Below are 15,875 nucleotides of genomic sequence, written 5' to 3'. Positions count from 1 at the left end.
ACACAGCTAAACGACCCGATTCAGAGCAACGTAATTGCGCCGTTTGCGCCAACCCGCTGCCAAGGCAGGCCCAGAACCAGCGCTTGAAGTTGTTCGGCGTCGAGTTCAACTTCCAAACCTCGATTGGAGCCAGGCCAGTGAAATTTACCTTGGTTCAGGCGGCGCGCGGCCAGCCAGATACCCACGCCGTCGTGCACCAGTACTTTCAGCCGATTGGCGCGGCGATTGGCGAACAGATAAGCGCAGTGCGGCTTCGCCGCACCGAGCACCGCGATCACACGGGCAAGGGCAGTTTCGGTACCGGCGCGCATGTCCATGGGCTCGGTGGCGAGCCAGATGGCGTCGATGCGGATCATTGGGAGAGGCTGCGGATCAAGCGGGCGCAACCGTCCGGGTTGGAGATCGGCCAGTTCACAGTGACTGTGCGCTGCCCGGAAGAAATTTCGATGCGAGCTACATCCTGCCGAGCTGGCGTCGCCACAGCGGTCTCAAGCTTCAACGGTACAAATGCAGGCAAGGCACAAGCCTGCCGGTCACGGTAGATAGGTATCCACTTGCGAACCAGATTGGCGTTGATACCGTGCCGCAGGGCCACGCTGGCAATGGAAACATCAGGGTTCAGGCATTCCTGAACAACCTGGGCCTTGAAGGGTTTGGGATAAAAGGTGCGCTGACGCATGGTATTCCTTGAATTAAAGGCGATGGTGTCCACGTATTTTTAGGTGGACACCATCGCCCTTAATCCGGGGATTCTGAAGGTGTGTTCGGCAGACGCTTACTTTCTTGGTGCCCATTTCCGAGATGAAGGGTGCTACGACAAAGCGGTCTTGGCCGCCGAAATGCTGGAGCACCGACGAGAGCTGAGCTCAAAGGAGTTGGTTGAGATAGTCAGGAGGGCCAACGCCATGCTGGCCATCCTTCCAGGACATGATCACGGAGCCTAGGGCGTTGGGACAATCGATAGCCCCCGAGCACTTGCTCCCAGAAAGTCAAGGTCGATGGCGCAAAAAAATGCTAGAGCCAAAGCACTTATGGCAATCACTACGGCAATAATGACGAGCTGCATTCCATGATCGCTCGGATACATGCTCTCGCTCCTAGTACGGTGAGCTTAAATAAGATATTTGCGGATTCAAAGGTCAGACGGCCTGTGCTGACTTGATCGGAGTTTCTCTAGGGCTTTCAGAGCTTACATCAGGCCACATACCCCACAAATTGTCTGATACATTTCCATGCCGCAGACTAACTTGTAAAGCATGCCCCGCCAAGCTGTTGAAGGGCTTTCTGCAAAGCCAATCACGAGTGAGCGCATACCCTGACGCGCTATTTCCTGTGTTCGACCTGGTGACTGCCATCGCAATCGATGCGATTAGGGTTATCCGCGCAGCTCTCCTGATAACTGAAGTATTTGCAGCCACCGAGCAGGTTCAGCACTGCCACAATTGCGAGAATTTTCATAACGACCTCCGGGAAGGGGATGGGGCGCTAATTTTGCTTAAATTTAGCTTAGCAAAGCGATTTGGTCATGCCTTTCATGATCCTCTGCTAGAGTTCTACACGCAACTGACGCACCTCATTTGGACATCAGGGAGATCGTTCATGAAAAAACTGTTCGTAGCCTCTGTTATCGCGCTTTCGGCGCTGCTGACTCTGTCGGTCGTACACGCAGAAGGAGACGTCGCCGACGGCGTACGGCATGACGTACGCGAGGTCGACAAAGGCGTTGACCACGATGCCAAAGAAATTGACAAGGGCATCAAGCATGATGATAAGGAAATCGACAAAGGTGCCGAGCACCTAGACAAGGAACGACATAAGGAAGACAAGCACCTCGACAAAGAAGCTAAAAAGCATCTTTGAAGGGGTAACGGCCCGGTAAGCGGGCCTTCCACAAGAGGGATTTTGCATGAAGCGAATCATTACGCTCCCATCTGCGCCATGCTTTTGCCAAGCGTCACCTTGGGCAAGGATGATCATCACGAGTGCGAGGCGGCATTGGACAAAATGAAGTCGGCCAAGGAGTCGGACTTCACTGGTACTGGGCACCATGAGTTCCAGCAAGCCAAACAGGCGCACGCCGATGGCGATTTCAAAAAGTGCGCCGACCAGGCAGAAAAAGCACTTGCCCACCAGAAGAGTGAGTGACCCTAGGTTGGGTGCCGAAGGATGAAGGCCGCTCGGCACCCGCGCTCGCCGCGTTCGGATAGAGCTGAGCTCGGACAATTTTTTTCTGCACACGGATACCGGCTATCCGGGCTTTGAAACAGCCCCCTCGTAGCTTGCCCATCAAACCCGGGGCTGTGCTCCATGGACATAGGCCGGACTCATGCAAGGCGAGGTGGGCAACATCAAGTCGCCAGGATTGACTTAAGACGCTAAGCACTGAAAATCTTAATTCTTTTCGAAATATTGAAAGAGAACACAATTGGGTGGTATTCAGTTTGTAGTGCTATTTCGCAATTTATATCAGTGCGTTGCATAAGGTTTCATATTGCTGTGCATAAAGCGATCACGGCTCTCGCTCTTTCGATGACATTTCATTCATTAGTAATCTCTGAGCCCTTAAGCTAGCCTCATAACCAGATAGCAAACCACATGAGGTATCCACCATGTTCAAGAAAACCCTCACTGCTACAGCAATTATCTTGGCTTCTATTCTGGCGACTTCCATGGCTTATGCAGAAGGAGACTTGGCGAAAGGCGTCCGTCATGATGTGAGAGAGTTGGATAAAGGTGCTCATCACGCGAATCATGAGCGCCACAAAGCCGGGAAGCACATTCATCATGAGGTGAAAAAACACCTCTAAAGTCTTAGCTCTCGACTAAGAACTAACTTAATCAAAAATAGTTTGTTTTTATATGGATGCGCTGCTGACCTGATACAAGGCCCAGCAGCGTATTCTTTAGCATTAGAAACCTCTGATCCTGCACAGAACAGATCGCCCCCTCCCAAAGCACATTGCCAGCTGCCAGTATCTCAGCGATTACCCCTAGTTGAGGGAGGCCTGGCTTTTCAGTGAGGTGGCGCTTAAAGATTGTGCTTCAGATTGATACAAGGGCGCCTAAGCGCCCTGTATTCCCTTGACGCGATCAGAGTGGAAAATAGCACCCCATGCAGCGTTATTGATATTTATCCAGATGGGTTTCCGGACCATCTTTAACCACAGCCTGCGCCTTACCAAAACTTTCCATCAGGCATTTGTATTCTGGGCATACATGATCGGCCAGGATTTCGGCGAAGCGCGAGCCTTCTGGCCGATTCCAGGTTTGCATCAATTCAGCAACAATCGCAAACGTGTCAGTTGGAATGGCCCCCGCCTGTGTCACCCGTGCAATCGTGGTATCGGTTGCCAGCTTGCTCCAGTTACCTGAAGCATCAACCACACAATACGCTTTGTAGCCTTCTTGCACTGCACTCACGGCAGGGAACGCCATGCACACGCTGGTGAGCGTACCCGCGATAATCAGCGTTTTGCGCCCTGTCTTTTCAACCTCTTGCACAAAAAGAGGGTTATCCCAAGTGTTTATCTGGCCTGTGCGGGGCACATATACTGCGTGCGGCGCATACTGATGAATTTCCGGAATCAGCGGGCCATTTGGGCCATCGGGCACAGATGCGGTCGTGATCACCGGAATGTTCAGCAAGGTCGCGGTTTTTGCAATCGCGATTACGTAGTTACGAAGGTCTGGGATGGGCACGTCCCGGACGGTGTTAAAAAGTCCGCTCTGGTGGTCGATCAGCAGGATCACCGCGTCATCTGGGTCTAGCATTCCACTGTTAGCAGCCATATTGCACCTCCTAAGTCACATGATTTGGCTTTGACACGCCCCGTCGCTGAGTCGAAGCGCTGGGTTGAAATACAAAGTAGTTCTTGTCTTCCCAAACCGCAAGAACTTACCATAAGGGTACTAACTTCCTAAATGATAGTGAGGGTTCACCATGCCAAGCAGTAAAAAAAATGCCAGTTGCCCGGTCGAGACCACCCTGAAGGTCATTGGTGGAAAGTGGAAAGTATTAATAATTCACTTTCTTCTGGAGGACAAAAAAAGATTTGGCGAGTTAGCCAATTGTTTGGGGCGCATATCACCTAAAACACTCTCTCAGCAACTACGGGAACTTGAAGAAGACGGGATAATTTTACGCAAAGACTTTGCTGAAATCCCACCCAAGGTTGAATATTCGATTTCCACGCTGGGTGAAACTTTGTCACCGATATTGCATGCCATGGCAGACTGGGGTGGCGCACTTGAAAAACGATTGAAAACAACCAAAAGAACGTTGCGAACCTCAAGTGAATGAAATTGAGTTTCGGCTCGACGCCGCTGGGAGGGACTCTGAAGAGAGCTTGCACAAAATAACCCTCCTCAGGCGCCAAAAGTTTGCCCAGGCAGTGACCAAATCAGCCCAGCACAAGTAAAATTATCGCGTCTCTGGGTCATGCCTCTTCGAAATCCATCTCGGGTGGCTCCCGTCGCAAGCCTCCGGTGATGATCACCAAATAGACCAACCCGATGGCCAGCCAAGCGAGTCCCAGGTAGATGGCCATGTGATCCAAGCTCGCCATCAGCCAAATATCCGCTATCAACCCGATTAGAGGGAGCATCAAGTAAACCATCACCGCTTTGGCACCACGCTGCCGTTCAGCAATCCAGTTTTGGAAAATCACTGACAGATTCACCAGGCTAAAGGCCAAGAATGCCCCGAAATTTATGAAGGAAGTCGAGGTGGTCACGTCCATTCGCAAAGCCAGAAGTGCAACCACGCCGCACAGTATGATGCTGATGACGGGAGTGCCGAAGCGTTCACTCAGACGACCGAACAGGCGCTTTGGGATTACTCCGTCCCGACCCATGGCGAACAGAAGCCTCGAAGCGCTTGCCTGCGCTGCCAGGCCAGATGTGAACTGACCAACAATTAAGCCGATCAGGAAGAAGCTTACAAAAATGTCCCCGCCAATATTTTTTGCAATTTCATAAGCTGCCGAGTCTGCATTCGCAAAATCTGTGGAGGGGTGTGCTAGCTGGACGAAGTAGCTCGCGACAATGAAGATGACACCGCCCAGTAAGGTGATCAGGAGAATCGCACGAGGGATGGTTTTACGCGGCTCATGCGCTTCCTCGGTCAAAGTACTCACCGCGTCAAAGCCCAAGAACGAATAACACGCGATGGCCGCCCCGCTCATGACCAAGGGTAGCTGGAAACTGTCTTGGTAGAAAGGCGCTAGCGACCAGAAGGGCTGATTCAAAGGGCCTGTAACGTAGTGCGCAGCCAGACCGACAAAGGCTACCAAAACGAGGAACTGAAGCAACATCAGAACACCATTCACCGTCTTCGCCAATTGAAGGCCAACAATGTTGATCGCTGTGGTGACTCCGATGAAGGCCAGCACCCAGACCGGGTGAGGCACGCTTGGGAACGCTGAATGGAGATACGCCGCGCCGATCAACCAAATGGCCATAGGAAGGAACAGATAATCGAGTAGCACTGCCCAGCCAGCCAGGAACCCCAGTTTGGGGCTGATAGATTTTCGTACGTACGTATAAGCGGATCCAGCTACAGGAAACGCTTTCGCCATTTTTCCGTAGCTCAAGGCTGTGAAGAGCATTGCTACGGATGCGGCAAGGTAGGCGGAAGGCACCGATCCACCAGTTGTGTCGGCGAGAATACCGAAGGTGCCAAAGACGATGATCGGCGTCATATAGGCTATGCCGAAAAGCGTAACCGCACCTAACGAGAGGGTGCGCTTCAACTGGGCCATGTTGCTTTAGACAGATGGGAGGGGGCAGGGGAGATGGGGCGAAGATCAGTCCTTACTACCAGAGGTATCACGAGCGATGCCTTAAAAGTGTAGACAGCTCATCTAAAAGGAATTTTTACGCTTCTAACTAGGACTGTAAATGATTGGAGTTGGCCAGCTGGGACGAGGCCATCTATCTGGCCATCGTCCCGGTAATGCCAGTCAATTATTTTCAGCGATCTGCATAATGGGAAATGGTAAGCGCAATGACCAGCACGATTTGGATGGCTAACATGCTCGCCAATAATCGTTTCATTTTGGGCGGGAAACGTTTAACTTCATTTAAGTCAATTAAGCCTCTGCGCAAAAAGATTGTCGGTATCGCCAGCACCAGAGCGATCGATCCCGTGCGCATGACTTTGCCAAGTAAGCCTGCATGCTGGAATATTTTTTTATTGCCGGTCACGTACGTACAGTTCGGAAGAAACGACTCAAAGTACTCAGTGTACTTATGTGCGATGTAACACAGCACGATCATAAACAGAATTATGGGTGCAAGGATAAACAGCGCAATCAATCCAGGGTCTACTGCATTCACTCCGATATCTCACGATATAAAAATTCACCTACCTTTTCGCCTCTATCGCTCCCGAAGTCACCGGCGATTTTACCGCCTACTGCACCGCCTATTACAGCACAAGCCAGCGCTCCTGGGCCGCCTGTACTAACCCCCAGAACGACTACACAAGCACCAGTTCCTACCATACCTCCCGCAGCCCCCCCGATGCTGCCGCCTCCCAGGCCACCTATCAACGCCGAGCTTTCAACATATTTGGCGCGGCGGCACTGCTCTTCCCGGCCCATTGTGCAGGCTTTATGAATCGACAAGCCTGTGGCGGCCACATCCAGCGCAGTGCCGATGTACGTGCCTTTCTTAACTAGGTTGGAGGCTCTGGCAACGCCAGATACCTTATCGGCATAGCCGGCAATCTCACCTGTGTGGAGATACCTGCGGATCGAGATATTCAATGCTTGTTTGATCTTTCCCTGATTACGTAACCCTGAACCGTACGCGGCCAGGCTCCCCAAATGCTTTTCGAGCTTCATGAACAAAGCGGTGCGCTTGGCATAAAACGCGTCGCGGGCACTCAAGGTGCCAGAGCCGAGGTAATCGCGATGGAGTTTTTCGATCTCCTCAAGTGTGTCCTTGATATTTTGCAGATGCCTGCTCCAGCCGTCACCGACTGCACCAACTCCCATTGAAGCGCTGGCAAGCACACTTTGCAGTAAGTCGAAGTGTTCCAGGAAGAAATCATCCGCATCCACCCCACTGGTAAGTAGTCCAGCGTGGATCTGAGCAGCCTGGGCCATCAGGAACGCTTCGTGGCTGGTACATGAGGGTGTGTTCGAATCGCCCACGATCACCAGCTCACCGCCCAGGACAACGCTGTTGACAATGTGCGCATTCAGGATATCGAATTTGCCTCGGGCGTGCCCAGATAGCGGAGTGCTGGCTTTCAAAGACTGGTAGGACCCACGAGCGGCGCCTGCAAAATTGCCTGCTATGCTGCGGCCAGTTAGGTCTCCCGGAAAGCGCCTCAGCTAAATGCGGCCTGAAGAAGGTCCACGCGGGTATGCTCGGCTTCGAGGGGCAGCAGGTCCCGTTTCTTGTCCAAACCGCCGCTGTAGCCGCTTAGCTTTCCGTTGGCGGCGATCACGCGGTGGCAGGGCACGATGATCGAAATCGGGTTGACCGCATTGGCCATGCCGATGGCTCTGGCAGCGCCAGTCTGCCCATGCTCTTGGCCAGTTGACCGTAGCTGGTGACGGTGCCGTAGGGAACCATGGCAAGCATTGCCCATGCCTGCTCGAGAAGGTGGCTGCCACGAGGTGCCAGGGTTAGCGAGAAATCACGACGGGCCCCGCCGAGGTACTCAAGCAACTTTTGGATGATAGCTCCGAGGCCAACTTTCCAGCGTTCACGCTCGTTCGGCAGTTGATAGGTGGTCCTTCACCACGAGAGCTATTGACCAATAGCTGTCGATCGGTAGCTGCATAATCGCCCCCCCTGTCTGGATCAAACCGCCGAGAAACCATTAGTCGAGCGCCACAGAGGCGCGCTCCCGAGCCACCGATTCCCAGCAGAGCCGACTGCCCTTGGATTTGCGGGCGTCAATACTGGATTGAAACCGATAGCGCGGGATCAGCACGAAGTGCGCGAGCGTCAGACGTTGCACTTGAACCCCGTCATGATATTTCTTGGAGCGCTGTACATACCGTGGTCGCCGGCATAGCTCAGGTATTCACGGTCGAACACGTTGTTTAGATTGACTGACGCACTCAGATGCTGGTTGAAGTCGTAGCGAGCCAGGAGGTTGGTCACGGCATAGCTACTTTGGGTGAAGGTGTGCAGGTCGGCACCGGTTTTGCTCTGCCAGTTCACACCGCCGCCAACGGTGAGCTTGTCCAGAATCCCCGGCAGGCGATAGCTGGTGAAGGTCTCAGCTCTCCGTCCAGGGTGAACTCAGCGCCTTTGGTAGTGGTTCCCTGTTCCGACCTATACGTGTTACCGCCTGGAGTATTGATCCAGATCGCCAGGTTTTCCTGCTCGATCTTGAACACCGCGATGCTGGAGTTCAACTTCCCGTCGAACTGGCTTCCCTTGACGCCGACTTCATACCCGGTGCCTTCCATCGGATCCAGTGGTTTGTTGTCAATGTCGCGAACTCAGGACGACTGTGGGTTAAAGATTTTCGTGTAACTGGCATACAGCGAACACGTCTCGTTGACGTCATACACCACGCCAGCATACGGGATGTAGACGCCGGTTTCCGACTCTTTGGTCTTGGTTTGCTCAGCATTGTAGGGCTTATCCTCGATGTCACGATGCCAATCGATCACGCGGCTACCCAGCAAGAGACCGAGGTCGTCGGTGGCGTGCAGGCGCGTGGCGAGATAAGCGGCGTATTGAGTTTCGTCGGTAGTGGATTTGCCAGCCGATGCCCATTCAGGGGTACGAGGGCTTCTGTCGCGTGCGGGCGCAATTCAATGCACCGTCCCATCTGGCCATCCTGAATACGCAAGCGCTCATGGAACCGCTCGCACAGGCCAATGAACTGACATTGAAAGCAGCGGAAAATCAGTGCCGGGCCATGCTGGATCGCTATGCGCGATGAGGTGCGATATGCGCTGGATAGGGAGTTCTTGCGCGAATATGTGCTATCGGTGGAACAGATTTCTGCCCGCCTTGGGTACATTGATCCGACCAGTTTCATCAAAGCCTTCAAGCGATGGACGGGTGAGACGCCGTTGTCGTATCGAAAGCGGCCTCGCGTGAATCGTTAGTTCGGGCACAGCATTCGGCCCGGGAAGCGTTGACCACCATAAGGATAGAAACAATGATCACTCGGTTGAGCTGGGTCCTGCGTCAAGTGACAAAACGCCTGTGGTTTCGGACAACGCTGTTTTCGCTTGCTGGCGTTGTCACTGCCTTGCTCGCCATCGCCTTGCGCGACTTCGTACCGCCATCGCTGCCTGCGAAGATCGGTGCAGACTCGGTCGACAAGATACTCGGCATCATCGCGTCCAGCATGCTGGCGGTGACCACGTTTTCCTTGAGTATCATCGTTTCTGCCTACGGTGCTGCCAGTAATGGCGTGACACCCAGGGCGACCACCTTGGTGATGGAAGATTCGACAACGCAGAATGCACTGGCCACGTTCATTGGCTCGTTTCTGTTCAGCCTGGTCGGCATCATCGCGCTGAGTACCGGTGCTTATGGGGCTCAGGGGCGGGTGGTGCTTTTTGCAGTGACCCTGTTGATGATCGTCCTGATCGTGTACACGCTGTTACGCTGGATCGGTCACCTATCCACGCTTGGAAGAGTCGGCGAGACAATTGATCGGGTCGAGGCCGCGACACTGGCTGCCCTGGAGCATCGCGCCCGCTGGCCTTATCTGGGTGGTGCTCATTACCCCGAATCCTGCGTGCTGCCCTCTAGCGCGCTCACGATTGCCAGTACCGACACCGGCTACGTGCAGCACATCGATATCAGCGGCCTGGCGGCAGTGGCCGAGAAGCACCAGCTCAAGATCTACCTGGAAGTACTGCCAGGCACCTTTGTCCACATTGGCGCGCCCATAGCGCGGCTGCTACCCACAGCTTCGCCCCCTCCACAGGGCTCGGCGCTGGCGGCTGAAATCCTGCGCGCGGTCACGGTGGGTGTACGCCGCTCATTTGACCAGGATCCACGCTTCGGCCTTGCGGTTCTAACCGAAATCGCCTCGCGCGCCTTGTCTCCGGCGACCAATGATTCCGGGACCGTGATCGATGTGATCGGCCGTGGAGTCAGGTGTTTTTCCAAGTGGTCGATGCAATCCCCGGCCTCTGATGACGTCGATGAGAAGTGTCTGCGCGTTCATGTTCGGTGCATCGAAGTGCACGATTTATTCGATGACTTCTTCACATTGATCGCACGGGACGGGGCGGGGCTGTTGGAAATCGATATCCGGCTGATCAAGGCATTGATCAGTCTGGCTGAACTCGATCCACAGCGGTATGGCAAGCATTGCCGACACCATGCCGCTTTACTGGTCAAACGTGCGCAGACATCGTTGCACCTGGATGAAGAAAAGCAGCGGCTCCGGGATGTAGCCGCGCCGTTGCTTGGTCAGTAGCTTCGAGGCGCAAACGCAAAGGCCATCGACAAAGTTTGATAAAGCTGAACCTACTACGGCGCTTCTTGCACCCTACGCTTGGCGATAGAGAGTTTCGAGTAGTGTACTGGGGCGGCGGGTGCACCATTTTCAATCGCCTTGAGAAATGCCTCGGGATCGTTCATGGGCAGGCGTTTGAGGTACTCGACATCCAGGTTCCACCATTGGCTTGCAAGCAGCCGCTCAATGATTTCAGGGCTATGCCGGTACTTAATGAACTTGGCTGGGTTTCCGCCAACGATCGCATAGGGTGGCACGTTTTTTGTCACCACTGCCCGTGTGGCAATGATTGCCCCCGTGCCAACCTCTACACCTTCCAAAATGGTCGCGCCATGCCCGACCCAGACATCGTGTCCCATGGTGACCCAGGAAAGCGCTGGAGAATAGGACAAGCCTCCCGTTTCATACTGGAAGGGGTGCGTGCTTACCCAATCGGTAGGGTGGGTATGCTTTTCCTGGCCCAGTGTGCAGTCGGATCCGATCGAGCAAAAACGGCCGATCGCAGAAATCACGGATAACGTGCTGCCACTCCTGATGTAGGTGTGGGCTCCGATGGTTACCGATGGCGACTCTACCCTGACGTGTCCAAGGCTTACACCTTGCTCAATGGTTGCGCAGGCACGGGCGCTGAAGGAACCAGAACCTCCGGCGGCTTTGCCGCCCAGTTTTCGGAACGCTTTCTTGAATTGTTGTTCTCTGAATATTTTGAGCATATTTTTGATCGCATCACGCTTTTTGGGGATCTTAGCAAGCCCTCTGCAATGAACAAACGCTTACTCCGCCCATTCCGGGTCGCCCGTGAACACCACCGTCAACCAGCGATTCGGCCCTTCACCGCCCACGGCTTCACCAATCTCGTTGCGCCACGCGTCCCATTCATCGATGGTCTTCGCTGCCATGGCCTTGGGTACGATGAAGTACAGCTCGATCTCGCGTGAGCGCCCGACCTTGGCAACATAGGCACGGTAGGACTGCAGCCCGTGGCGGGCGACAAAGGCCTTGGCCACTTCGTCCACGTGCAGCTTGAGGTCGCCTGGGGTGACCAGGAAAATGTCCGCCAGGGCCTGGCGCACCACCGCCATCGGCAGCGGCACAATCACCAGGCACACCAGGGCCAGTACCGCCGGGTCGATGTACGGTGATACCCACTCCCATGAGGTTCCCTGAACCGCGTAACCGAAGCAGAAGGCGATCAGCAGCGCAGCGGTGATGCTGGCCGACATCACCCAGCCCTTGACGTCCATGGCCACGAAGTCCGACTTCAGCTGGCGGTTGGCGCGGGCCTCGACCAGGGCGATGGTCACGCAGCAGATCACGGTCACTACCGCGTAGACCATGGCAATGCCGAACTCCAGGTGTCGGCCGCCCTGCAGCAGGCTGCTGACGGCGTTGATCAGGGCATAGACCGCCACGCCGCTGAGCAGGATGCCATTGAGTGCCAGCACCATCGGCTCCAGGTGCCAGAAGCCCATGGTGAAACGCTCGCGCAGCTTGCGCGACATCTGCACGCTGGTGGTATGCGAGGTGATCAGCTTGACCACCACCAGCGACAGGCCGCTCATGCTGGCGTCGACCAGTGAGTAAACGCCATCGAACATGATCGAGAACGACCCGGAGGCCACGCCGAAAGCGATGCCGATGCTGGCGATGAACAGGGTGACGGCGATCGAGGTGCGCAGCAGGCCCTGTTCGCTGGTGATGTCGAAGAACGAGGAGCGGGGGGCGGTTTGCATAAGGTGTGCTCGGCAAAAACGATGATGCTGTGGTGCCTGTGAGGGCCTCTTCGCTCCTACAGGGGGGCATGGCTTCAAGGGCCAGTGCGGGCCCCCGTGGTGGCCGGTTTACCGGCCAAGAAGCCCTCACAGATTAGACGCGGAACTGCTCCATGAGCGCTTGTTGCTGGTTGGCCAGCCGGTTCAAGGCCTGGCTGATGCGAGCCGACTCGTCTGCCTGGCCTGCCAGCGATTGGGTAACGTCGCGAATGCCGGCTACGTTGCGGTTCACCTCTTCGGCCACTGCGCTCTGTTCCTCCGCGGCCGAGGCAATCTGCAGGTTCATGTCGCTGATCACCGCCACCGCCTCGCCAATGCGTTGCAGTGCCGGCAGGGCCTGCTCCATGCGTGCAGCACTGGCCTGCGCCTGGCGTTGGCCCTCGTGCATGGCGCCCACGACATCCTGGGTGCCTTGCTGCAAACCTTCGATGACCTGGCGAATTTCCTCCACCGACACCTGCGTGCGCTGTGCCAGCCCGCGCACCTCGTCGGCGACTACGGCAAAGCCACGGCCGGCTTCCCCGGCACGGGCTGCTTCAATGGCCGCATTCAGTGCCAGCAGGTTGGTCTGCTCGGCGATGGTACGGATGACTTCCAGTACCGTGCCGATCTGAGTGCTGCGGCCCTCCAGGGCGCGTGCGTCGGCCATGGCCGTGTCCATGTCCAGTGCCAGCCGGTCGATGCCCTGGCGGGTGCTGTCGATTAACTGCAGGCCTTCCTGGCTGGCCTGGTCGGCGGCACGTGCCGCCTGGGCCGCCTGCGCGGCGTTATGGGCGACATCCAGCGCGGTGGCGCTCATTTCGTTGGCCGCGGTGGCCACTTGCTCGATTTCACGGTGTTGCTGCTGCATGCCGGCGCTGGTCTGGCTGGCGATGGCTGCCGACTGGTCGGCGGTGCCGCGGGCCTCCTGCAGCGAGCCTTTGACCTGGGCGATGACCGGCTGCAGTTTGTCGAGGAAGCGGTTGAACCACGCGCTGAGCTGGCCCAGTTCGTCCTGGCGGGCGTAGTCCAGGCGGCGGGTAAGGTCGCCTTCGCCGCTGGCGATGTCTTCAAGCCGGGCAGCCACCGCCAGGATCGGGCGGGTTACCCCGCGGGCCGTGAGCCACACCAGCAGCAAGCCCAGCACTGCCGCGCCCAGGCCGATCAGCAGGCTGGTCAGGTTGGCACGCTGGTTGTGCGCATCCAGGCGCTGATTGAGGGCTACCGCGGGCGCCTGCAGCACGCTTTCCGGCACTTCCAGCAATACCTGCCACGGGGCGGCGTCGGGAATGGGCGTGAAAGGGTGCGCAACCCGTAACTGGCCAGCGGCAACTGCAGGCTCAACGGGTTTGCCGAGCATGCTGGCGTCGCGGCTATTGCCTGCCAGCAGGCCGGCCGCGCTGGCGATGCTCACCTGGCCCTGCCCCTCGAACAGCTCGCGGCGGCCGTTTGTGCTCAACTGCTGAAGGTTGTCCAGGCTGATATCCAGGCCGACCACGCCCACCACTTTGCCATGTTCCAGCAAGGGCAGGGCGATGCTGGTCATCAGTACCTGGCTGCCGTTGACCTCGTCCAGATACGGTTCCAGCAGGCAGGTTTTGCCGGTCTCCAGTGGGCAGGTCAGCCAGCGGTTTTTCGCCGCGCCGTTGCTGCCGATGCTGGCGTCGCCGAGCAGCGCTTCTGGCATGGCTTCGCGCTCCAGGGTGCCCGGGCGCGGCTGCGACCAGTACAGCGAAAAGCGCCCGCTCTCGTTGCTGCCCACCGCGTCCTGGCCGCGGTACTGGCTGTCTTGCTGGTCCAGTGCATCGGGTTGGAACACCAGGTACAGGCCGATCATGTCGGGTTTGCTGGCCAGGCTGGCTCGCGCCTGGCGGGTGAGTTCGGCACGCAGGTCGTTGCCACCTCGGGCTTGCAGCACTTGCACCAAACGGGCAAAGCCATTGCCGTATTGATAAGCGTCCATGAAGTAGCGCTGAATGCGCAGGGCCTGGGTTTCGGCATGGGCCTCCAGGCGCTGCCGCGCGCTGCTGTCGAGCATGGCGGTGTTGGCTTGGTTGACCAGCGTGGCACTGCGTTGTGCCTGAGTCAGCGAGGTGGCCACCAGCAAGGCGACGATGGCCAGCAGGCAAAGGCCGGCCAGCAAGGTGATCTTCCATTGGATGGAGAGGCGGCGCAGCAGCATGGAGCTTTCCTTTTCGAACACTGCAACGCCCGCGGCCAGGCGCGGGCGTTGTGGGTAGCGTGGGTCATTCAGGCACGTAGTTGGGGGGCGCCGAGCGGAACGCCTTGGTCAGCCAGCCCAGGTACAGCAGGCCGAGCGCAGCCCAGATACCGCCAAAGATCAGCGAGTGGGCATTCAGGTCCAGCCACAGCGAAACGATGATGCAGAAGCCGATGGTGGGCAGTACCAGGTACTTCAGCTGGTTGGCCAGGCCCTTGCGGTTGCCCTCGCGCAGGTAGCAATGGTTGATCACCGACAGGTTGACGAAACTGAACGCCACCAGCGCGCCGAAGTTGATGATCGAGGTAGCAGTCACCAGGTCGAAGAAGATCGCCGACAGCGAAATGATGCCGACCACGGCAATGTTCAGTACCGGTGTCTTGTAGCGGGCGTGCAGGCGGGCGAAAACGCGGGCCGGGATCACGTTGTCGCGGCCCATCACGTACAGCAGGCGCGACACGCTGGTCTGCGAGGCCAGGCCCGAGGCGATGGTGTTGATCACCGTGCAGGCAATGAACACCGACTGGAACAGTTTGCCCCCGACATACAGGGCGATTTCCGGCAGGGCCGCCTCGTGGTCATGGAAACGCGCCATGGTCGGGAAGTAGGCCTGGATGAAGTACGACACGGTGATGAATACCACGCCACCGATCAGGGCGGTGAGGAAGATCGCCCGCGGGATGGTCTTGCCCGGGTCGCGGGTTTCTTCGGACAGGCAAGTGACGGCGTCAAAGCCCAGGAACGAGAAGCACAGGATGGTCGCGCCGGCGGCCAGTGCGCTGAACTGGGTCTGACCGTCGGCGAACGGGATCAGGCTCCAGGCCGTGCCAAGCCCTTCACCGTGGTGCAGGCCACGCACGCACAGGTAGATGAACACGGCGATGATCGCCACCTGCACGCCCACGAACAGCAGGTTGAAGTGCGCCACCAGGTTCACGCTGCGCATGTTGATCAGGCTGATGAGGGTCACGAAAGCGGCCACCCACACCCATGCGGGTACTTCCGGGAACATCGCCGAGAGGTACAGCTTGGCCAGCAGGGCATTGACCATTGGCAGCAGCAGGTAATCCAGTAACGACGACCAGCCGACCAGAAAACCCACGTGCGGGTTGATCGCGCGCTGGGTGTACGTGTAGGCCGAACCCGACTGCGGGAAGCGTTTCACCAGGGTGCCATAGCTGACTGCGGTGAACAGGATACCGGCCAGCGCCAGGATGTACGCGCTGGGCACGTGGCCGGCGGTTATCCCGCTGACGATGCCGAAGGTGTCGAATACGGTCATCGGTGTCAGGTAGGCCAGGCCAATGATGATCACGTGCCACAGGCGCAGGGTTTTGCGAAGTTGGCCGTTGCCGGCAGCGCTAGGGTCATGCTGCATGCTGGCATGGCTCCTGTTGCTGGGCGCGAACGGCGGGCACAGGGTATGGCGCATGCGGCAAGGGCGAGCGGG

18 protein-coding genes and 3 pseudogenes are annotated in these 15,875 nt (G+C 57.0%); 7 read left to right on the top strand and 14 right to left on the bottom strand.

Features of this window, described 5'->3' with window-relative positions:
- Positions 1 to 20: 20 nt before the first annotated feature.
- The 3 genes from tnpB to L1P09_RS26185 all read right to left on the bottom strand — a co-directional run bounded on the left by tnpB (position 21) and on the right by L1P09_RS26185 (position 1,458).
- Positions 21 to 356, bottom strand: a complete 336-nt coding sequence (gene tnpB, locus L1P09_RS18940) for an IS66 family insertion sequence element accessory protein TnpB (RefSeq protein WP_054906282.1) — start codon at positions 354 to 356, stop codon at positions 21 to 23.
- Complete coding sequence (tnpA, locus tag L1P09_RS18935) at positions 353 to 679, bottom strand: IS66-like element accessory protein TnpA (protein ID WP_054906283.1); 327 nt, start codon at positions 677 to 679, stop codon at positions 353 to 355. The genes tnpB and tnpA overlap by 4 nt, the downstream gene beginning before the upstream one ends.
- A gap of 644 nt (positions 680 to 1,323) precedes the next feature.
- Positions 1,324 to 1,458: a hypothetical protein gene (locus L1P09_RS26185; protein ID WP_268944713.1), complete on the bottom strand. Its 135-nt coding sequence runs from the start codon at positions 1,456 to 1,458 to the stop codon at positions 1,324 to 1,326.
- A 141-nt stretch (positions 1,459 to 1,599) separates the two neighbouring features.
- On the opposite strand from L1P09_RS26185, the gene L1P09_RS18930 reads away from it, so the two are divergent.
- The 3 genes from L1P09_RS18930 to L1P09_RS18920 all read left to right on the top strand — a co-directional run bounded on the left by L1P09_RS18930 (position 1,600) and on the right by L1P09_RS18920 (position 2,807).
- On the top strand, positions 1,600 to 1,860 hold the full coding sequence (locus L1P09_RS18930) for a hypothetical protein (RefSeq protein WP_235768000.1): 261 nt from the start codon (positions 1,600 to 1,602) through the stop codon (positions 1,858 to 1,860).
- A gap of 42 nt (positions 1,861 to 1,902) precedes the next feature.
- Positions 1,903 to 2,145: a hypothetical protein gene (locus L1P09_RS18925; protein WP_235767999.1), complete on the top strand. Its 243-nt coding sequence runs from the start codon at positions 1,903 to 1,905 to the stop codon at positions 2,143 to 2,145.
- 464 nt (positions 2,146 to 2,609) lie between these two features.
- Positions 2,610 to 2,807, top strand: a complete 198-nt coding sequence (locus L1P09_RS18920; RefSeq protein WP_054905480.1) for a hypothetical protein — start codon at positions 2,610 to 2,612, stop codon at positions 2,805 to 2,807.
- A gap of 313 nt (positions 2,808 to 3,120) precedes the next feature.
- On the opposite strand, the gene L1P09_RS18915 is transcribed toward L1P09_RS18920, so the two are convergent.
- A complete protein-coding gene (locus L1P09_RS18915) occupies positions 3,121 to 3,789 on the bottom strand; it encodes an isochorismatase family protein (RefSeq protein ID WP_235767998.1) in 669 nt (222 codons plus the stop codon).
- A 151-nt stretch (positions 3,790 to 3,940) separates the two neighbouring features.
- On the opposite strand from L1P09_RS18915, the gene L1P09_RS18910 reads away from it, so the two are divergent.
- Positions 3,941 to 4,300, top strand: coding sequence for a winged helix-turn-helix transcriptional regulator (locus tag L1P09_RS18910; RefSeq protein ID WP_082414681.1), 360 nt, complete (start codon positions 3,941 to 3,943; stop codon positions 4,298 to 4,300).
- A gap of 136 nt (positions 4,301 to 4,436) precedes the next feature.
- Here the strand turns inward: L1P09_RS18910 and L1P09_RS18905 are convergent, their stop codons facing one another.
- The 5 genes and pseudogenes from L1P09_RS18905 to L1P09_RS18885 form a co-directional block, all read right to left on the bottom strand.
- A complete protein-coding gene (locus tag L1P09_RS18905; protein WP_235767997.1) occupies positions 4,437 to 5,759 on the bottom strand; it encodes an APC family permease in 1,323 nt (440 codons plus the stop codon).
- A gap of 211 nt (positions 5,760 to 5,970) precedes the next feature.
- Complete coding sequence (locus L1P09_RS18900; protein ID WP_235767996.1) at positions 5,971 to 6,336, bottom strand: hypothetical protein; 366 nt, start codon at positions 6,334 to 6,336, stop codon at positions 5,971 to 5,973.
- A complete protein-coding gene (locus L1P09_RS18895) occupies positions 6,333 to 7,259 on the bottom strand; it encodes a hypothetical protein (protein ID WP_235767995.1) in 927 nt (308 codons plus the stop codon). The genes L1P09_RS18900 and L1P09_RS18895 overlap by 4 nt, the downstream gene beginning before the upstream one ends.
- A gap of 77 nt (positions 7,260 to 7,336) precedes the next feature.
- Positions 7,337 to 7,600 carry a methylated-DNA--[protein]-cysteine S-methyltransferase gene (locus L1P09_RS18890; RefSeq protein WP_290129270.1) on the bottom strand — a complete coding sequence of 88 codons (264 nt, stop codon included), beginning with the start codon at positions 7,598 to 7,600 and terminating at the stop codon, positions 7,337 to 7,339.
- A gap of 362 nt (positions 7,601 to 7,962) precedes the next feature.
- Positions 7,963 to 8,762 (bottom strand): annotated as a pseudogene (locus tag L1P09_RS18885) (TonB-dependent siderophore receptor); the annotation flags it as partial.
- On the opposite strand from L1P09_RS18885, the gene L1P09_RS18880 reads away from it, so the two are divergent.
- From L1P09_RS18880 to L1P09_RS18875, 3 genes are read left to right on the top strand one after another with little or no spacing between them, the layout of a single operon-like run.
- Complete coding sequence (locus L1P09_RS18880; RefSeq protein ID WP_154211370.1) at positions 8,738 to 8,914, top strand: hypothetical protein; 177 nt, start codon at positions 8,738 to 8,740, stop codon at positions 8,912 to 8,914. The pseudogene L1P09_RS18885 and the gene L1P09_RS18880 overlap by 25 nt on opposite strands.
- Positions 8,904 to 9,083, top strand: coding sequence for a helix-turn-helix domain-containing protein (locus L1P09_RS26405; RefSeq protein WP_353957108.1), 180 nt, complete (start codon positions 8,904 to 8,906; stop codon positions 9,081 to 9,083). Before L1P09_RS18880 ends, L1P09_RS26405 begins: the two co-directional genes overlap by 11 nt.
- Before the next feature lie 53 nt (positions 9,084 to 9,136).
- A complete protein-coding gene (locus tag L1P09_RS18875; protein ID WP_235767994.1) occupies positions 9,137 to 10,414 on the top strand; it encodes a DUF2254 domain-containing protein in 1,278 nt (425 codons plus the stop codon).
- Positions 10,415 to 10,467: 53 nt separating this feature from the next.
- Here the strand turns inward: L1P09_RS18875 and L1P09_RS18870 are convergent, their stop codons facing one another.
- The 5 genes and pseudogenes from L1P09_RS18870 to L1P09_RS18855 all read right to left on the bottom strand — a co-directional run bounded on the left by L1P09_RS18870 (position 10,468) and on the right by L1P09_RS18855 (position 15,803).
- Complete coding sequence (locus L1P09_RS18870) at positions 10,468 to 11,166, bottom strand: CatB-related O-acetyltransferase (protein ID WP_235767993.1); 699 nt, start codon at positions 11,164 to 11,166, stop codon at positions 10,468 to 10,470.
- Positions 11,167 to 11,226: 60 nt separating this feature from the next.
- On the bottom strand, positions 11,227 to 12,186 hold the full coding sequence (locus L1P09_RS18865) for a cation diffusion facilitator family transporter (protein WP_029887423.1): 960 nt from the start codon (positions 12,184 to 12,186) through the stop codon (positions 11,227 to 11,229).
- Between the two features lie 133 nt (positions 12,187 to 12,319).
- A pseudogene (locus L1P09_RS26400) lies at positions 12,320 to 12,829 on the bottom strand (methyl-accepting chemotaxis protein); the annotation flags it as partial.
- 348 nt (positions 12,830 to 13,177) lie between these two features.
- Positions 13,178 to 14,041, bottom strand: a pseudogene (locus tag L1P09_RS26395) (PDC sensor domain-containing protein); the annotation flags it as partial.
- Positions 14,042 to 14,450: 409 nt separating this feature from the next.
- Positions 14,451 to 15,803, bottom strand: a complete 1,353-nt coding sequence (locus tag L1P09_RS18855; RefSeq protein ID WP_110679189.1) for an APC family permease — start codon at positions 15,801 to 15,803, stop codon at positions 14,451 to 14,453.
- Between the last annotated feature and the right edge of the window lie 72 nt (positions 15,804 to 15,875).

Source organism: Pseudomonas juntendi (assembly GCF_021560075.1).
GTDB lineage: Bacteria > Pseudomonadota > Gammaproteobacteria > Pseudomonadales > Pseudomonadaceae > Aquipseudomonas > Aquipseudomonas juntendi.
The sequence above is the reverse complement of the archived record's forward strand: the minus strand, read 5'-3'. Positions and strand labels throughout refer to the sequence as shown.